Origin of the sequence: Psychrobacter sp. NPDC064578 (genome assembly GCF_044901245.1) — a bacterium.
Classification (GTDB): Bacteria; Pseudomonadota; Gammaproteobacteria; order Pseudomonadales; family Moraxellaceae; genus Psychrobacter; species Psychrobacter cibarius_C.
Window position 1 is genome coordinate 1 of the sequence record NZ_JBJDPI010000004.1, and the last position, 17,962, is coordinate 17,962.

Below are 17,962 nucleotides of genomic sequence, written 5' to 3' on the forward strand. Positions count from 1 at the left end.
TGACCGAAACCATCGGTGTGGTAGACACCGCCGCGCCTGATAACACCAGCACCACAATCACCATCGACAGCCTAACCGATGACAACATCATCAACGGCCAAGAAGCCGCCGCTCAGGTCACGATTACAGGTCAAGTGGCAGGGGACTTCACCATAGGCGATGCCGTTACAGTAACCGTTAATGGCATCAAGAGCATCGGTACAGTTGGTGCTAATGGCCTATTCAGTGTTGAGGTTGCTGGTAGCGACCTTGCTGCTGATACCAACGTGCGCGTGAGCATTGAAGCCACGGACGCAGCAGGGAACACAGGGACAGTGACTCAGGATAAAGCCTATACTGTAGACACCGCCGCGCCCGATGCGCCAATAGCATCCTTTATTGTTACTGATAACGTTGCCAATGATGGCAGTGGAGATATCTTAGATATTCCAGAAATCATCCAAGCAGGTGAGGTTACCAATGACAACACCCCAAGTATCACCATTCCTGCTGGCACCTTAGGCGTTGATGAAATTGCTCAACTAGTTGTTGATGGTAAAGTGGTTGAGGCAACCATCGTAGAAAATGCTGATGGTACCATCACCTTGACTCCAAATACTGCCTTAGCAGAAGGTACGCATGATATTAGCTACAACCTTAAAGACAGTGCTGGAAACGAAAGTGGCAATGGCCCGGTAGTGAATATCACCGTCGACACTACTGCACCTGGCGGTCAAGACGGCGCCACCCAGGTTGCCCCAGTCATAGCCATACCAGAAGCTGAGGAGGGCATCAACGCTGACGAGATTGCCGATGGCATTCAAACTCAAATTACCCTGCCGACAGGTACTCTAGCAGGTGATAGCATCACTCTAACCGTGACGCCAACGGGTGGTGGTACTCCAATAGAAGTAACGCACACTGTCACAGCTACTGAAGCCACATCTGGCATCTCAGATGTCATCATACCTAGTGACCCTAACGGTATTATCGAAGATGGCGATTATAGTATTGTTGCCACGGTAACAGACAAAGCGGGTAACAGCAGTGCGCCAAGCACAGCACTAGATATCACCATTGATACGGTTGCAGTATTAACTGTTGACAAACCTATTGCAGGCGATAACGTCGTTAATGCTGACGAAGTCCTCGATGGTTTTAATGTGACGGGTACTGGTACGGCAGGCGATACGATTACGTTAACTTATGGGATAAATGGTGAGATTGGTACAGCCGTTGTAGGAGCTAATGGCAAATGGTCTATTACTGTCACTGAGCAAAACATTGCCAACATGAATCAAGGGCTAGAAAACCTGACGATCACTGCTAACGATCCAGCAGGTAACGTTAGTTCTGAGACTGCTGATATTACTATTGTTCCAGCTACGGCCTTGACTATTACCTCTCCAATTGCTGGTGACAATATTGTCAATGCTGATGAAGCCGTTAATGGCTTTAATGTGACAGGTACTGGTGCGGAAGGCGATACCATCACTTTAACCAACCAAGCAGGCGATATTATTGGCACTGCAGTTGTGGGAGTCAATAACAAATGGAGCATTGCTATTGACTCGGCACAAGTTGCTGCCATGGGAGAAGGCGCTGAGATTCTGACAGCGACATCTACAGTTGGCTCTGATGTTACTAAAGCGACGATTAATATCGATACCATTGCTCCTAATGATACTACTACTGAGATTATCATTGATGATGTGACTGGCGATAACGTTATCAATGCAATAGAGGCAGAAGGTAATATCGCTGTTACTGGCACCGTTTCTGGTGATTATCGTGAAGGCGACGCTTTGACGATGACGGTTAATGGCGTGATCTATTCAGGTGTGGTAGACCTTGCTGGTAATTTTAGTATTGAAGTGCTAGGTGCAGCTCTGGTGGCCGATGCTGATAAGCGTATTGAAGTGAGTATTACCGCAACCGATAAAGCAGGTAATACAAGTATTGTAAATACCACCAAAGACTATGTAGTTAATACTACTGAAGTCATCGCCGCCGCTGATAATTTTGTGGATTTACAATTAGTTGCTAACCCGCTAGAAATACCGAATGAGAAACCATCAGATTTGAATAAGACAGGCTTTACCGTGGTTGGTGCCAGTTTAGGGCCGGTACTAGGAGCAGGCGTTGTCGCTGATGTCATCAAAAACTCAGTGGTACTTGAGGTAGGTGAAAATCAAGTGCGCGAAGTGACTGTCAAAGGTAATGCTGGCGGTGTACAGGTTGTTGGCACTATGGACTTGAGCTTATATAAATTGAACGAGTCTACAAATGAATGGGAGCTACAGGAAGTAAAAGAAAACTGGGTGGTGTCCTATTTATTAGGTGGGGTGTCCAAAGATACTGATTTTAGCTTAGATGAAGGTCAATGGCTCTTTGTGATGTCTGGTGGTGAAGGTGTCTCGGCACTGACAGGTTATACTTTACAGTTTGAAAAAGATGTGGTTTTAGACTATTCCCAAGCAACTGAAGTCAGTGGCTCAGTTACAGGAAATATTTTAGATGATGAAGACTCCAGCTTTAGTTATGACGAATTGCCAAGTGGTACCACAGTTATTTCAATAACTTCTGTGAATGGTGTAGAAGAACTTGAAACAGGTAGTAACACCATTCAAGGACAATATGGAACACTGACAATATCGCCTGATGGTACTTATGATTATAAGGTTAATGAAGACTTCCGTGGACCTTATGGCAGTGAGGAGAGTTTCACTTATACGATTGCATCACCAGACGGTAATACCGCGTCTGCAGATCTCACTATTCAGTTGAATATAATCCCTGCTGACAAACAAGTTAAGATAGATGAAAGCTTAGTGGTCGATATTGAACCCACCGTAACCTTAGATACAGCGGATTCTGACATTAAAGATGCTGTTGGTTTTGGGGTTCTTGACTTAAGTCTTGGATCGTCGTCAGTGTTGGATCTTGAGCTATTAGGAGGCAAGCCGCCACTTGAGTTTACGGTCGGTGATAACCAAGTGCGTGAGCTCACCTTACATGGTAGCGGTGGTGGAGTAGATATTGCAAAAACTTACAGCATGGCCGTTTATAAGCTAGATGAAAGTACGGGGCAATATGTACAAGTGCACTTTGAGAAAAACTGGTTCAATGTTCCATTGCTTGGTGGAAGATCAGATCCATTGACTCTAAAGTTTGGCGAAGGTGACTATAAAGCCGTTTTATTAACCGCAGGCGGTGTCGGAGTACTTAGTGGCAATGGCTTATATGTAGATTACGATAAAATCTATGACTACAACTCACCATCTAGTTTTATGGGTCAGATAGCAGGGGATGCAACCCCAGATGCTAGTACCGTGATACTCAAAGTTGGCGAAACGTTGGTCACTTCAGGCTCGCCTATGACTTATCAAGGTAAGTACGGACAGCTCACCATCGATGCAAATGGCGAGTACACCTATAGCGTAAATAATAATGCTAGTGATCCTAATTGGCAGCCGCCGTATGGTGAGGTTGACTCATTCAGGTTAGTGACTAAAGACGCCAATGGTAAAGCTACGGTTGAAACTCTAAATATCAAGATCAGCACTCATACTGCGGTTGATGATTTTAATAAAGTGGTAGTACAAACACAAAATAAGGTAACCAATATCAGTATTAATGAACCAGACAAAATAGGTGATTATGGCAAATCTTATTCAAAAGAATTTGAGATCGCTGAACATGATGCCGCTGCCCCAATTGTTATAGGAGCTACCGCTAGTTCTCTTAATATTCTTGGTGGTTCTAATATAACTATTACCTATACATTATTAAATACCACAACTGGTGAGAGCTTTACTGGATCAGTGGAAGGGACAAAAGCCAGTGCATCATTGAGCGCTTCATTACCTGATTTACCTGCAGGTAATTATGAGCTGACGATTACTACTAACAAAGGCAACTTACAGAGTATATCTTTTGATACCACAGTCATCCATTCAGCAGATTATACAGCCGATGATGTGATTGCTGTTACTGGCTCCTTGATTGCTGGTAATGATAATGATCAAGGGCTGAGTAATATCACTGAAATCAAAGTTGGGAGTAAGTCTGTCTTTATCAGTGACCCAAATCAAGGCGCAAAATCGATTGATATCGAAGGCTTGTATGGCACTTTGACTGTTTCTAAAGATGGTAGCTATAGCTATCTACCAAATGGTGAGAGCTTTGGGATTGAAAGTTTTACTTATCAAACCACTTCTGTGACAGGTGTCAAAGAAACTGCTTCATTAGAAATAAATGTTGGCAAAAACATAACAGCTTCTATTTATGATGATATCGCAGTTGGCTCTGCTGCCGATGATAGTTTCACTATGGGGGCAGGTGCTGACACCTTAATCTTTAATAATTTAAATGGCACAGAAGGTGGTAATGGCAATAACGGTGTTGATATCTGGACCGATTTTAGCGAAGCGCAAGGTGATAAGATCGACCTTACTGGATTACTTGATGGTAACCAAACGTCAGGTAATATCGGCGACTACCTTGCTTATGAAAATGGCGTTCTTATGGTAGATCGTAATGGTAATACCGAATATGAAGCGTTGTTGCAAGTGACAGCGACGGATCTCAACGAGTTATTAGGCAGTATTGATTGGCAAGTCGGTGTCACAGGCAGAGCAATTGGTGAGGACGGTATCGAAACTGCCAATAACAATGCTGACGTATCATTTATGAGCTTGAATGAAGACACTGATGTTTTCAATTTGACGGGATCTGAGCAGACCATCAGTTTCTCAGATATCTTTGAAACCGAAATGATTGATATCAGTGGAACTGGTGCCAATACTTTAAATATTCGAGAGGAAGATATCGTCAACGCCAAAGTGTCAAATCCTATCTATGTTAAAGGTGACAGTGACGATACTGTTGACTTGCAAGGTAGCGATTGGGCAAATACAGGTCAAACAGTGACTGATAATGCAGGACAGACATATAACGTATGGCAGGTAGAAAACAACCTTTCTTCTCAAGTTTATATTGATACTGAAATTGCCAACGTCATCTAATTTAATTGCGATTTTAAAAGCGCTTCCAGTAAGGAAGCGTTTTTTACACTTGTCTTTTGCTACTAGCATTAGGAAGTGTTTAGTTTATCAAAATCACATAATCACACAGAAAAATATTTATAGAATCACTCACTGAATCCTAATATGAAAAACCTGTTCAGCCCGAAAAAATTATCTCCTGTGCGAATGTTATGCCGTCATGTTGCGCTTTTGGCAGTTGGTATATGTTTTGCCATGAGCACACATGCAGCCGTAAACGATTTACGAGTCGACAGTTTAATTACTCAAGCCATTCAGACGCATCCTTTAGTCTGGTCAGCCAGAGCGAACCAGCAATCGACGATAGAAGGTATTAATGCTGCCAAATTAAGTCTGTTGCCGACGCCAAGTGTAAGCTCAGGCTACGATAGAGACAATGATTTTGTCTCACAGGTAACTGTCCGCCAGCCGTTATGGACAGGTGGTAAGCTGACAGCTGATGTCAATCAAGCGATATTCGATGACAAGGCCGCGGTAGAATATATTTATGAGCAACAAAACCTAGTGGCCAAAACGACGATCGATGCTTGGCAGAGTTATATTCAGGCCATCGCACAACAAGAGATTCATGCTAATGGCTTAAAGGCGCTTAACGATTTTGAAGCCATGATGCAGCGCCGTGTCAGTCAGGGTGTGTCTGCTCGGATTGAGCTTGATTTAGTGACTAACCGTATATTGCAGGAGCAAACTGCCTATCAAGCGGCCGTTGAACAGCAACGTATCGCCGCCGCCAGACTTGAGCAGATTATTGGTCAGCCACTGTCTAACGCCAGTGCAATGAGTCTACCGAATATCAAGGTGTTGGTGGATCAAGCCAAACAGCAGTCAGCGGATTTTGAAAAGATGGCTTTTGATCAAATCAGTTTTTATAACCCCATCATCGTAAAAGAGCACTTTCAAATTGAATCCGCCAAGCAAGGCGTTGAGGCACAGCAGGCAGCACGATATCCTACTATTTATGCACAATACGAACATGCTTACTATCATGAAGACAGTGAAAATGATGGAAAATTCTCATTAGGCATGAGTTATACACCAGGGGCTGGCTTTTCTAACCTTTCGTTAGCACGAGCATCACAAGCACAAGTTGATAGCCTAGTGCAAACCCAAGAAGCATCGCGCCGTGGCGTAATAGAGAATATTCAGGTGCAATATCAGCAGTTTGTGAGTGCCAAAGACAGAGAGACCTCATTAGTCGCTGCCGTGGCAGGTGCACAAATTGTGGTGAGCTCTTATCGTAGGCAATTTATTGCTGGCCGTAAATCGTGGCTTGAAGTGTTAAATGCCGTGCGTGAACACAATGATTATCAAGTACAGCTGGCGCAAACACGTGCAGATATACTGGGTGCTTTCCATAGATTACAAGTAGATTTTGGCATTATGCAATGGCAGAAATTTGGACACAACCGTAAGCCTGTGACACTGTTTAGACCGACAGATCCCGTAAAAGAATGGCTCAACAAGCAAGATAAAAAAAATTCGAGTCCTACCATGGGTTATCGACCAGAGATGAATGAAGAGTATATAGAAATCAGGTTGCCTGCTGCTATGGAAGAGAGTCTTAATAAAGGCGACCTTATTATGCTGAATGAAGATTACAGCATTACACCTATAGTTGACCAAAATGATGTCAGAAATAATTAAGGCTTCTACGCATGTGTCTGCCCCAAATATTAAATAAGCGATGAATATGAGTCCAAATTTGCAACCGACAGAGGCTGTCTCTATCCATCATGACGATCAGCCGTCCAATCTCGATCAAACTTCGACTTTAATAGAAGCGATTAGACATCTACTCAGTCAACAAGGCTATCCGGTAGATAATATACGTCTAAACGATATTGTAAAACAGCATAGTGAGTTGCCTGAAAATAAAGGCCAAACCATTCACCAACTAAGCGGTATCATTGCGATTTTGCAAGGTATCGGCATAAAAGATATGCCGGAGATATTAGAGCAGCCAGATGCTGCCTTTTTGCCTCTATTGGCATATCGAGCAGATATAGGGTGGGGCATTATCGACAGTCAAACCCCGCAAAAGAGCTGGAATTTCAGGCAAGAACACAACCACGTGCATACACCTGCCAATCAGTTGTCATTGATTCTAAGAATTCGTTTGAAAGACGACCCTATTAAGCAGCGCAAAGTTTCTTTTTCTGAATTATTGAAATCTGATTTAGGCAATTACAAAGGTATTTTATTCGAAGCTATTATCGCCACTTTTTTAATCAATATGCTGGCATTAGCTGTGTCGTTATTCTCAATGCAAGTATATGACCGAGTTATCCCAACACGTAGTGAATATACGCTTATTATCTTAGCAAGTGGTGTGTTTATAGTCATTATTTTTGAAGCATTCATGAAGTTTTCACGGTCAAGAATCATGGACAAGGTAGTCGTGGGACTCGATCAATACTTGTCCCGCGAAGTTTTTCAGCGACTGCTCAAAGTTCGTATTGATCAGATGCCAGGATCGGTCGGTTCTATGGCAGCACAGCTGCGTGGTTATGAGCAAGTACGCAGTTTTTTCACAGCCAGCACTTTGTTTGGCTTGGTCGACTTACCAATGACCATTATTTTTATCAGTTTAGTGGCTTTTATAGGATCGCCACTTGTTGCTGTTGTTCCTGTTATTGCTGCAGTGATAGCTATTTTGATGGGATTATCGGCACGCAAGCGTATTGATGCGATTGCTGCTGAAGGGGCCACTGCTTCTTATTATAAAACAGGCTTGTTAGTTGAGGCTGTGGAAGGCGTTGAGACGATCAAAGCAGGCGCTGGAAACTGGAAATTTTTGTCTCGCTGGCTCGATGTGATGAATACCACCATCAAAAACGACTTAGACATGAAGCACGCGAATGATAATTTAACGTACTTTACTCAACTGCTACAACAGGTCAGCTATGTCGGTATCGTGATTGTAGGCTCATTTGTGGTGATGCAAGGTGGTATGACCATGGGTGGACTGATTGCCTGCTCGATATTAGGCGGAAGGGTGTTGGCGCCTGTTATGATGCTGCCCAATTTACTGGTTCAATACTCACATGCCAAAGCCGCTAAGCTCAACATTGAAACTTTGTTTGAGTTAGAGCAGGACAACCATGGCGTCGCTTATCCTTTGTCGCCCAGTCGTATTAATGGTTTTTATCAATGTGATCATTTGGTATTTAACTATAAAGACAACGATAGACCCGCGATCAATATCAATAAACTAACGATTCGTCCTGGTGAACGCATAGCCATACTTGGGCCTATAGGATCAGGGAAGTCTACCTTGCTCAAAGTGCTGGCAGGTCTGTATGCACCTACTAAAGGACAAGTTTTGTTAGATGGTTTAGACATACATCAAATAAGTCGTGAAACCTTAAGTGAACGTTTGGGGTACTTGCAACAAGACCATCGATTGTTTCAAGGTACCTTAAGAGAGAACTTGCTCATAGGTATGGCGGCACCTGATGATGATGTGCTCCAAGAAGCATTGATAAAAACAGGACTGATAAACTTGGTTGCCAGTCATTCAAGCGGTCTTGATTTGCCCATTAGTGAAGGCGGGCGTGGACTATCAGGTGGACAAAAGCAGCTTGTGGCTTTTACCCGCTTATTATTGACGAAACCCAATGTATTCCTACTCGATGAGCCTACCGCTTCTATGGATAATCGTCAGGAACAGCGCTGCTTGCAAGTGCTCAAGCAAGCATTAATAGACGGGCAAACCTTTATTGTGTCCACTCATAAAACAGCGTTATTAGAATTGGCAGATCGGCTTATTATTATGGACAATCAACGCATCATTATAGATGGTCCAAAACAAGCTGTGCTTGATGAATTAAGAAAAAATGAGCAAATGAAAAGTCAGACAAGCCAATCGGATAATAAGCCAATGAAGATTAAGTCTATGACGACCAAAACTTCAATAAATGCTCAAGGTAAGTAGATATGGCAGACTACAAATATACACCCACTAAGCTTAAAGTTGGTCGTTCGAGACTGAGTATCTGGATTGCGTTAGTTGGTGTAACTGTTTTAATTATATGGGCTTCTTTTGCCAAAATCGATCAAGTGACTCGTGCCAAAGCAACAGTGATTGCCAGTGCCCGAACTCAAGAAATTCAGGCATCAGAAGGTGGTGTATTAACAGAGCTTGCAGTTGTGGAAGGTCAAGAAGTTAAAGCAGGGCAGTTACTTGTGGTGTTAGAAGAGGAGCGAGCCAAAGCGGCAGTAGATAACTCTGCCTCTAAAACAGCTGCATTGAAAGCCAAATTAGCACGACTAAATGCGGAGATTTTTGAAAAACCTTTGGTTTTTACGCAGGATGTTAAAGATTACCCAGAGTACGTACAAAACCAAACGGCACTTTATAATCGGCGTCGCCAAGCCATCAATGAAGATGTCTCGTCTTTGGAAAAAATGTTGGTCTTGGCTAAGAGAGAGCTTAGCATGAATGAGCCGCTACTGACGTATGGTGATGTCAGTCAAGCAGATGTGATAAAACTGCGTCGCCAAGTCGCAGATATTGAGGCGCAGATTAATAATAAGCGCAATAAGTATTTTGAAGAAGCTCAAGCAGAGATGACCAAAGCCCAAGAAGAGTTAGATACGGAGCTTGAGCAGTTAAGAGACCGTCTGCAAGTCTTAGATGAAAAACGTCTATTGTCACCCACAGAAGGTAAGATTAACAATATCAATGTGACAACTATTGGCGGTGTAGTCAAGCCAGGCGAGGTCATTATGCAGATTTTACCAACCAGCAGTGACCTTATTATAGATGCAAAAGTTAGCCCTGCAGACATTGCTTATATAAAAGAAGGGCAAGATGCAACCGTCAAGCTTGATGCCTATGATTATTCAATATTTGGAGCAATGACTGGTACTGTAAATTATATCAGCCCAGATACTTTAATGGAGAAAACACCCAAAGGAGAAGAGCCATACTATCGAGTATTAATCGTTATCACGGGTGCTGAATTTAAAGGTCGAGAAGATAAAATAGTCATCAAACCAGGCATGACAGCTTCTGTCGATATAAAGGCGATGGAGCGCACAGTATTGTCTTACCTAACAAAGCCTATTACCAAAACGTTATCGGAAGGTTTGGGTGAAAGGTAGTAATGTATAATAAAATCGCAATTAATCACTGAGTAATGGCTTGATGGTCCTTATTGTCAAAGTCATTTTTTAGTTGCTCCATCTCATCAATTTTTTGCTGATTACGCTTTTTCACTTCATTGATGGCTGAGCTTAATTGATGGTTAATTTCTTCTGCTTCAGACTTTACCGAAAGATAGTTTTTATCTGTATTAATCGCATTTTTCTCTGTTGGAATGTCTATATTTAATAAACCTGCCCTGTTTCTCATATCCTCGATAGACTCGATATTATTTGCCGCTAGAGACACAGTTGTTTCGTTTGCTTGATATTTTAGCGTGTCACTTTTTTGAATTCTCTCTTTCGGTAGGATTGCAGGAGTTTTAGAAGGAGTAGGACTGTTTTTTTTAGAATCTAAAGAAGAGATTGTTTTTGCTTCATTGGATGGTGCCATTGTGTTTTTGTGGGTTATTGGCTTCGTGTCTTTAGGGTCATTATCAAGGTTGTTAGGAGTTGTAGTCTCACTGAGGGTAGGCAGATGGGCTTTGTTGGTTATGGGTGGAGAGTCATTGTTTAGCGCTTTAGCCGCTGATGGTTTAACGGTATGTGCACTGCTACTGGTCAGCTGCGTCGATGTCTCTTTATTTATATTGAGATAAAAAAAGTAGAAAACTCCTATGTGCACCAATATTGCAAGACATAATGCCCATAGCCATTTCTCACGGAGTTTTAGCATGATTTGGCTTTACCTCTTCGATAGTAGAGCATGTGGCAGATATATCGAGATTATCAAATAATGAGGCTCATTACTATTGATAGGAATAATAATCAATGTTGAGTTTGGTCATGATTTGAGGCATGTTGCACGTAAAGAAAGATTTTTAGTTTGAGAAAAGCGATAAATTTAAATGGTTCATCGCTTTCAAAACAGTTCAAAAATACAAAACGTCATTGCTTATCATTCTATGCTTTGGGCATCCTCTCGTTTGACAATTTTATGCTGGTCTTCTGTGCTATCGACTTTCCAATAGCTAGATATGTACAAATGCGTTTTGGGTATTGGGCGATCTACCTTAAAATAATGGCGTAGGGCGCGCATACTATGGAACTCGCAAGCTGCCCAAACAGCAGGTTGTCCTGCTAGCCACGTAAGCGTTTTAACGCGATCAAGTAATGGGCTGCTTTGTTCATTTGGATGTTCATTTGGATGCGCGTTTATCACCCAATGAATGTCAAGGTTGTCTGGCTTCTTGAGTAGTTGCTTATCTGCTTCAGTGGTAATCTCAAGGACTGCATAGCCGTGTGCGTCAGCAGGTAGCTGGGCAAGATTGACGGTAATCGCCGGCAGCGCTGTCATATCACCGATCAATAAAAACCAATCTGCCTCATTATTAATCAGCTTCTTTGGTCCAGGGCCGCCTACTAATATTTGCTCACCCACTTGAGCGTTACGCGCCCATGTTGAAGCAGGGCCTTCTGTCTCATGCAACGCAAAATCGACATCTATTTCGTCATCTCGTTGAACGCTGACGGTATAGGTGCGCATCACTGGTCGAGCCTCATCGCCTTGAGGGAATATCAGCTTAATGTACGCGCTTTCTTGATCTGCCGGAAAATCAGTCAATCCAGCCCCGCCAAGCGTGACGCGGCACATATGTGGCGTGAGGTATTTACTGCCAATTACATCTAGCATTCTTGGGGTAGGTTTTGCCATATTAATACTTTCCTTCATTTAACTGTTTCATATTTTTAGCTCATTTATTAGATTTGGTTCAGATTGATATTCTCTGGTAATGGTAAGTTCTACATTGCCTAAAAATTGGCTTTTAGGCTGACGGACATTTGGCGCTCAGGTCCCATCCAGCAATTGTTAATATCGTAACAAGCACCAACATAGGTCTTATCGAACAGGTTGTTGATACTGGCACCGACAGTGAGCATAGGATTAATTTGATAATTACCGCCAATGTCTACCAAAGTCACGCTTGGTAATTCGTCTGAGTTTTGCTTATCAAGTTGCATACCGCCTTCATAGCGTATGCCAGCATTGAGACTGAGCTTGTCAGTAGCATAATAATCTGTCCACAATGTTGCCTTGTGCTTAGCCGTTTGCGCAGGGGTATTGCCAACCACATCAAGGTTGAATTCATCTTCTGTAATTTCAGCATCGGTATAGCTATAACTGGCGGCAATATCTACCCAGTCGTTAAGCATGTGGCTGCCTGAGACTTCAAAGCCTTTGGAGGTAATTTCACCCGTTTGTGTTTGACTTCTATAGTTAATTTCGTCAGCCACCACGACGTTTTTTTGAGTGATATCAAATACTGCTAATGTTCCTTGTGTGGCGCGATTGGCAGAGAGATATTTGACACCAGCCTCTAGCTGATCGGCAGTCGTTGGCTTAAATGGCGCATTGGTAATAAGGTTACTACCGACCACTGGCTGAAACGACTGCGAGTAGCTTGCATAAGGCGATATTCCATTATCAAAGTCGTAAATGGCTGCGAGACGACCACTGGTTTCTGACGCATCGTTATCAATGGTTCTATCACTATAAATGGTACCTTTAGAAGCCTTGGTTTGCTTAGTGATACTGTCAAAATTGTCGTGACGTAAGCCTGCTACTACTATCAAATCTTGCCATTTCATCTCATCTTGTATATAAAAACCAAGCTGGCTTTGTTTAATATCCTCTTCTTGACGATAAGCCTCTAAAGGCAACGTATCGGCATTTATTTGTGAGTAATCTGGGTTGGATAAGTCAAGATTTGGCGTGCCATTTGCGCCAGCATCATAATAAGTGGCGCTACTGTCTGTCTCTTGATACTCAATACCAAATAATAAATTGTGCGAGGTATTGGTAGTATCTAACTGATAAGCAAGCTGATTGTCCGTGGTCCAGTTGCTCATGCTCTCATCGGTGGTGTAGGCCACCCGATTTAGTATCTTATCACTACCGCTTACAAACCCACTGTTGTACATATTACGCTGCTGCGCCTCGGCGTCGGTATAGCGCAGTATGTGTTTAAAGGTGAGCGTATCATTGATGTCCCAGTTCACCGTGACACTCGGCATGAGTACTTCTTTGCTGAAGTGATTCCACTCATCGCCGGCATAGGCGTCACTGCCCAGTTTGCCATAGCTGGCATGGTAGACAGTGCCAACGGCAGGCAGTGGGGTGGAAGGCACCATTTCTGGATCATCCTGATAAAACAGATTGGCAAGAACGGACACATCTTTTGTCGGTCGCCATTGCAGTGACGGATTGATCAGTGTGCGCTCTTCTTCTGTGGTCTGCATCTGCCCATCTTTTTGTCGTTTTAACGCCACCAAACGATAATTGAGCGTATCTGTGATAGGTCCTGTCGTATCGACCGCCACTTCTTTTAGGTTTTGATTACCCACTCGCAACTGTACCTCAGATGCTTGAGTGCTTTTTGGGGTTTTGGCGACTTGATTGACCATGCCACCTGGAGATGCATAGCCATAGAGTGAGGATGCTGGCCCTTTGACCACTTCGACTGCTTCTGTTGCGTAGATATCGACTTGCGGCATCAGATTCCAAGCCCCATCGTAGGGCAGTCTTAATCCATCGTAAAAATTGGAGTAAGTTTTAAAACCGCGAATATTGTATTCATCAAAGATGGATACCGTACCGCGACTCTCAGTACTCACCCCTGGCTCATAACGTAACGCTGCATTGACACTGTCTGCTTGACGTTTTTGCAATAGCGCTTGATCGATTCTCGTATAGCTCATGGGCGCATCATTAGGATCTAACGCTGTTTTGGTGCCCGTACTACGGTAGTTGTCGGCATAGACAGTAATGGTATCCAAGGTGGTCGATGGTGTCACGGTCTCATCATTATTAACATCATTACCAACATCATTATCAACGTCGTTCTCAACACTGTTTTCGATGTTATTCGGCATTGTCTCAGCATAAGCTGCATGGCTCAAACCCATTACCAATCCCAGTTGCACCGCGAGAGTTAAACGTTTTTGACGAATGGATGTAGACGTTGAGATAAAACGCATCATTATTTCCTTGTAAGTTATCAAATGCCGAAAGCGAAAGAAAAGGAATAATAACATTAATGATTATCGTTATCATTAAAAATTTACAAACAAAGCGTTCTTAGTAAGATGTCGAGTGAAGTAGCCTCATTTTTAGCCATTAAGATGACTATGATGCAAACATGAAAATTGAAGAAACGCCCTAATATGACGATAATTTTTGGCTATAAACGATGGTGTTTAAATCGGTTTCCTCGTATGATGCAGCCGTCTATTTGGAATCAACTTTTAGATCAACCAGCAGACAGGATTTATTACTACTATTAATAGGTCTAGGTCGTTCATTGAGCAACCAAAGATTGTTAAAGGTCATATTTATGAACAGACATACAAGTCAATCAACCAATACTCAACGCTATTTTACGGTATGGCGTTGGCATTTTTATGCGGGAATGTTTATAGCACCTTTTTTAATTATCCTAGCTTGCAGCGCACTTGGCATGCTGTTGATGTCTAACATAGCAGGTCGTGATGATGATCGCCTCACCATTACCACCCCAGATTCAGCGGTGACGGCCCCTATTTCTACGCAAGCTAAAAACGCGTTGAACACTTTACCTAACAGCACGCTGGTGAAATATATCGCGCCTCGTGATACGGGCACCGTTGCCTTGTTTCAAGTTAAGTCAGCCAGTCATGAGAATATGGTGGCGGTGAATCCTTATACGGCTGATATCGTTAAAAGCACGCCGACTAATAGTGGTCTGTACTATACCTTTAATGATATTCATGCTGATTTACTATTGGGCAAAGTCGGTGATTATATACAAGAAACCACTGCTTCATTAACCATCTTAATGATTCTAACGGGTTGGTATTTGTGGTGGCAAAAACGCAAATCACTCAAAGCCATGCTTATCCCCAATGATGCTGTAAATAATAAGAAAAAACGCTCATTCATACGTACCATCCATGCGACATTGGGCAGTTGGATATCTGTGTTGCTACTGTTTTTCTGTATTTCAGGAATGGCATGGGCAGGCATCTGGGGCGAGCGTATGGTACAGGCATGGAGTCAGTTTCCTGCGGGCAAATGGGGCGTTGCGCCAATGCCGCTTTCTATTGATCACAGTCAACATCATGCTGGTATGGATATGAATAACGCTGAAGCCACGCCGCATGTTCATGGAGCAACACCAGCCACAGCACCCACGCATGGTGATGCACTAAATACGGGTAGTACCAAAGATGTGCCTTGGGTGCTTGAATTGACACCAATGCCAGCATCTGGCACTGTCGCTGGCAAGGATGGTATCGCGTCCAATATACCCATTATGATCGATACCGTAGATCGATTTGCCCGTGAGATTGGTTTTGTCGGACGTTACCAATTAAATCTGCCACAGGGTAGTACGGGCGTCTGGACGATTAGCCAAGACTCAATGAGCTATGATATGAAAAATCCAATGGCTGATCGTACGGTACATATCGATCGTTATTCGGGCAATATTTTGGCAGATATCCGATTTGATGATTACAATGCTTTTGGTAAATTTATGGCGGCAGGCATTGCTATTCATATGGGGACGCTTGGATGGTGGAGCGTACTGGTCAATGTCCTATTTTGCTTATCGGTTATTGCTATTTGTGTGAGCGGTTACATCATGTGGTGGCAACGCCGTCCACGTCATACCAGTGAAAAGCTTGGACTGAATCCACCAGCGCGTGGTCTCAGTTTTTCTATATGGTGGCCGTTTGCCATTCCTTTGTTAGTAGTGGCAATCATATTCCCGACCGCCATCATCGCGATTGTCGCTATCGGATTACTAGATTTCTTAGTCATTTCACGGGTTGGGTTTTTACAGAAACTATTATTTTAAAATTAAATAAAAGAGCCATTCAAAAAGTTATTCTTATCTAAATAAAATCGGGGCAGCTTTCTAAAAGATGCCCCGATTTTTTATTGTTCGCCATTAACTTTTTACTAAGCCAGTATTTACGCCAACATAGCAATGGCATCGGCACTAGCACGTTGCCGTTCTTCAGCATTTAACTCAATGAGTCTGCCTTCTTTCATCAGTAATAATCGATCTGCATGTTCAAAATAGCCGTCATCATGACTGATGATAAACAGCGTTTTACCCAAGGCTTTGAGTTCAGGTATCAGTGTTTGATAAAACACGCGGCGAAAGGCAGGATCTTGGTCAGCCGCCCATTCATCGAGTAGCAGTATGTCTTTTTGTTCAGCCACGGCAATGAGCATGGCCAAGCGCTTGCGTTGTCCTTGTGATAGCTTGTCTGTCGATAATTGGTTGTCAGTCACGCTGACTTTATCTTGCAAATTGAGCTTGTGTAGCCATGTATTTACGAGCGCTTCATCGGGTTGCTGTCCCTCTCTACCAATCAGCTGTTTAAAAAGATGCTGATCGCTAAAAATAGCAGAAAAAAGCTGTCGATAATCAGCATTATTCTGTGAATCAACGAGCTGACTGTCTATTTTTACAGCACCGATGCTAGGGGTGAAAATGCCTGTAATAATCTTGGCAAGCGTAGACTTGCCGCTACCATTTGCCCCGATTAAAAACACCACATCGCCACGTTTCAAAGTCAGATTAACCGATTTTAGGATATCGCTAGCATGCTCGTTTTCTTTAACTGCCAGCTCATTTGCATCGGTATCAACACTTGCATAACGATAGCCAATATCATTGAATGATATGGACTGCCAGTTGTTGACCACAATATCCGTCGTAAAGGTTGATTGGTACTCCGCCAATTCCAACGATTGTATTTTATCCAGTGCCACTTGTGCGGTTTGTAAGGTTGGGTACGCGCCGACGGCATGGAGGATGGGTGATTGCATGAATAGAATGGTTAAAGAGAAAGTGGTGGCAATACCCATCGGTATAGCAAGATAATTTGACACGGCAAACACCACACCAATGGCTGCGAACATCATAATATTCGACCAATTCACGGCGGATAAATGATATGTATCCGATTTAATCACTCGATTTTGATAAGATTTGGCATGATTTAAGAAATCATTTTTATAGAGTTTTTCAGCGCGGTGTTGATTAAGCGCCAGCTCTTTGCGACCATCTATAATGGATTGATAGTCCTCATATAAAAGGTCATTAATCTCTCTAAGCTCTCTTAAATGAGTATAGACATGCTTCACTAAAATGGTGCTTATCCAAATCGTCATCACAATCCAAAACATGACAATCAATAATAATGGCAGCGACAACCAGCCTAAATAAAGGGCGACACCAACCGATAAAATAACGCCTTGCACCAGCTCTGGCATACGCACAAAGGCGACGGTAATTGATTGAATATCTGAGGATAAGCTGGCGAGTAACCGTGCGCTACCCAAATGGTCTATTTGTGGAACTTTGGTGTCGATGATTTGTTTGACCAGCTTGGTTCTGAGCTCATAGACAAACTTGTGACCGAGACGGGTTAAGGCATATTGTGATAAAAAAGTAGTGACCAATAGCAGGACAACCAAGGCTGAAAATTGACCCAAACTTGCCCACGATAAGGTATTAAAAACAGGCTGACTGATAAAGGTGTGATTGATATAGGCAATGATGCCCACACTGACCGCCGCATTCACCAAATTAAGGAAAATAACTTTAACAAAGGGCAGGCGATAGTGTGTCCAAATCATCTGATATAAAGAAACGGTGGCGTGAGAGGACATAATGGCTCAATAATAGAATGGTTTTTTGCGTATTTTTGATGGCATAAAAGGGAGTAGGTTGTGCCTAATCCCTTTTATCTAAGTCTTATAAACGTGGTTTAATCTG

At 42.9% G+C, this 17,962-nt stretch carries 9 protein-coding genes; 5 read left to right on the forward strand and 4 right to left on the reverse strand.

Features of this window, described 5'->3' with window-relative positions:
- From ACI2JM_RS05385 to ACI2JM_RS05400, 4 genes are all read left to right on the forward strand, one after another.
- The coding region (locus ACI2JM_RS05385; protein WP_404642661.1) for a BapA/Bap/LapF family large adhesin at positions 1 to 5,006 on the forward strand (5,006 nt) is incomplete at its 5' end.
- Positions 5,007 to 5,240: 234 nt separating this feature from the next.
- Positions 5,241 to 6,689: a TolC family protein gene (locus ACI2JM_RS05390; RefSeq protein WP_404642663.1), complete on the forward strand. Its 1,449-nt coding sequence runs from the start codon at positions 5,241 to 5,243 to the stop codon at positions 6,687 to 6,689.
- A gap of 46 nt (positions 6,690 to 6,735) precedes the next feature.
- Positions 6,736 to 8,979 (forward strand): type I secretion system permease/ATPase, encoded by a 2,244-nt coding sequence (locus tag ACI2JM_RS05395; RefSeq protein WP_404642665.1) that lies wholly within the window; start codon positions 6,736 to 6,738, stop codon positions 8,977 to 8,979.
- Between the two features lie 2 nt (positions 8,980 to 8,981).
- Entirely contained in the window at positions 8,982 to 10,151 is a 1,170-nt protein-coding gene (locus ACI2JM_RS05400; RefSeq protein WP_404642667.1) for an HlyD family efflux transporter periplasmic adaptor subunit, read from the forward strand.
- Between the two features lie 25 nt (positions 10,152 to 10,176).
- Here the strand turns inward: ACI2JM_RS05400 and ACI2JM_RS05405 are convergent, their stop codons facing one another.
- The 3 genes from ACI2JM_RS05405 to ACI2JM_RS05415 all read right to left on the reverse strand — a co-directional run bounded on the left by ACI2JM_RS05405 (position 10,177) and on the right by ACI2JM_RS05415 (position 14,171).
- Positions 10,177 to 10,866: a hypothetical protein gene (locus ACI2JM_RS05405; protein WP_404642669.1), complete on the reverse strand. Its 690-nt coding sequence runs from the start codon at positions 10,864 to 10,866 to the stop codon at positions 10,177 to 10,179.
- Between the two features lie 222 nt (positions 10,867 to 11,088).
- Complete coding sequence (locus tag ACI2JM_RS05410) at positions 11,089 to 11,844, reverse strand: siderophore-interacting protein (RefSeq protein WP_404642671.1); 756 nt, start codon at positions 11,842 to 11,844, stop codon at positions 11,089 to 11,091.
- Between the two features lie 98 nt (positions 11,845 to 11,942).
- Positions 11,943 to 14,171, reverse strand: coding sequence for a TonB-dependent siderophore receptor (locus tag ACI2JM_RS05415; protein WP_404642673.1), 2,229 nt, complete (start codon positions 14,169 to 14,171; stop codon positions 11,943 to 11,945).
- Positions 14,172 to 14,524: 353 nt separating this feature from the next.
- Between ACI2JM_RS05415 and ACI2JM_RS05420 the strand changes: the two genes are divergently transcribed.
- On the forward strand, positions 14,525 to 16,027 hold the full coding sequence (locus tag ACI2JM_RS05420; protein WP_404642675.1) for a PepSY-associated TM helix domain-containing protein: 1,503 nt from the start codon (positions 14,525 to 14,527) through the stop codon (positions 16,025 to 16,027).
- Between the two features lie 116 nt (positions 16,028 to 16,143).
- On the opposite strand, the gene ACI2JM_RS05425 is transcribed toward ACI2JM_RS05420, so the two are convergent.
- Positions 16,144 to 17,856, reverse strand: coding sequence for a multidrug ABC transporter permease/ATP-binding protein (locus ACI2JM_RS05425; protein ID WP_296240430.1), 1,713 nt, complete (start codon positions 17,854 to 17,856; stop codon positions 16,144 to 16,146).
- Between the last annotated feature and the right edge of the window lie 106 nt (positions 17,857 to 17,962).

Coding starts and splice junctions, on each gene's coding strand:
- ACI2JM_RS05390 (WP_404642663.1), top strand. CDS start 5,241: ATGAGCACACATGCAGCCGTAAACGATTTACGAGTCGACAGTTTAATT.
- ACI2JM_RS05395 (WP_404642665.1), top strand. CDS start 6,736: ATGAGTCCAAATTTGCAACCGACAGAGGCTGTCTCTATCCATCATGAC.
- ACI2JM_RS05400 (WP_404642667.1), top strand. CDS start 8,982: ATGGCAGACTACAAATATACACCCACTAAGCTTAAAGTTGGTCGTTCG.
- ACI2JM_RS05405 (WP_404642669.1), bottom strand. CDS start 10,866: ATGCTAAAACTCCGTGAGAAATGGCTATGGGCATTATGTCTTGCAATA.
- ACI2JM_RS05410 (WP_404642671.1), bottom strand. CDS start 11,844: ATGGCAAAACCTACCCCAAGAATGCTAGATGTAATTGGCAGTAAATAC.
- ACI2JM_RS05415 (WP_404642673.1), bottom strand. CDS start 14,171: ATGATGCGTTTTATCTCAACGTCTACATCCATTCGTCAAAAACGTTTA.
- ACI2JM_RS05420 (WP_404642675.1), top strand. CDS start 14,525: ATGAACAGACATACAAGTCAATCAACCAATACTCAACGCTATTTTACG.
- ACI2JM_RS05425 (WP_296240430.1), bottom strand. CDS start 17,856: ATGTCCTCTCACGCCACCGTTTCTTTATATCAGATGATTTGGACACAC.